We start from the raw sequence: 831 nt of genomic DNA, 5'->3' as shown, positions 1-831 counted from the left end.
ATATTACGTTTATCATTCTTTTCGCATCAAGTGGATACCTCGAAATTTCAAACTGTTTAAAAATAGAGAGTGGAACTGGCAATGCGGAAATAGAAGAGATGAAAAAAATGATAATCAATGATAATAATACGTACAAGTCAATTATTAAGTTGACTAAAATATATAAAGATGGTGAGACGGAATCTTATACTTCTAAGAAGGAGTTATAACGTATCTATTTCAATTAATTCTCATACACTATACTATGCTATGTATGAGAGTTGTTACATAAAATATATTAATCGATTAAATGTATCTTGGATCCCATCGCTCTAATTCTTTAAATTTTTACTGAAACTGAGTAAAGTTTGCAGAAAGTAGGAATATTAATTCTAAATTAATGAGTAGATAAGTATGTAGCATTTTTTTATAGGAAAATCATTTCAATAGAATTAGATGTTATAATAAATTTGCATTTACGTATAATTTATAATTATTTGATATTTGAAGGTTGAGTTTCATAGACATTTACTTAGATAATAAATAAGTGTGTATAAAAATACTAATAAAAGTTAACTCATGAAAATGTTGAGCCTAGTTGATTTTAAAGAAAGCGGGAATGTAAATGATATATGAAGCAAATATACATACAAGAAAAAAATTAGTTTCTATGTTCGAGGATTTTAATAATGTTGTTCTACTTTCTTATTTACAAGGACATATGGGCATCGCTTGGGTGAACAATCTTGAAAACCCGACAGTAGCACAGATTACGGTAGGAATTTTCACATTTTACGCTGGGGATCCAAATGCGAAAGAGACAGAAGAGTTATTACGTAACATCCCTGAAAG

General features: G+C 28.4%; 1 protein-coding gene and 1 pseudogene. Both read left to right on the top strand.

Annotation, left to right across the window (positions count from 1 at the left end; all coding sequences use genetic code 11):
* Nucleotides 1-209, top strand: a pseudogene (locus AC1DTM_RS29485) (BC_2878 family exosporium-associated protein); the annotation flags it as partial.
* Nucleotides 210-604: 395 nt separating this feature from the next.
* Nucleotides 605-831, top strand: a 227-nt coding sequence (locus AC1DTM_RS29480; protein WP_477001590.1) for a GNAT family N-acetyltransferase, incomplete at its 3' end; no start/stop codon positions are given.

This window comes from Bacillus sp. P4_D3, from assembly GCF_056401855.1.
Note: the sequence above shows the minus strand (reverse complement) of the source record. Positions and strands in the feature narration are given on the sequence as shown.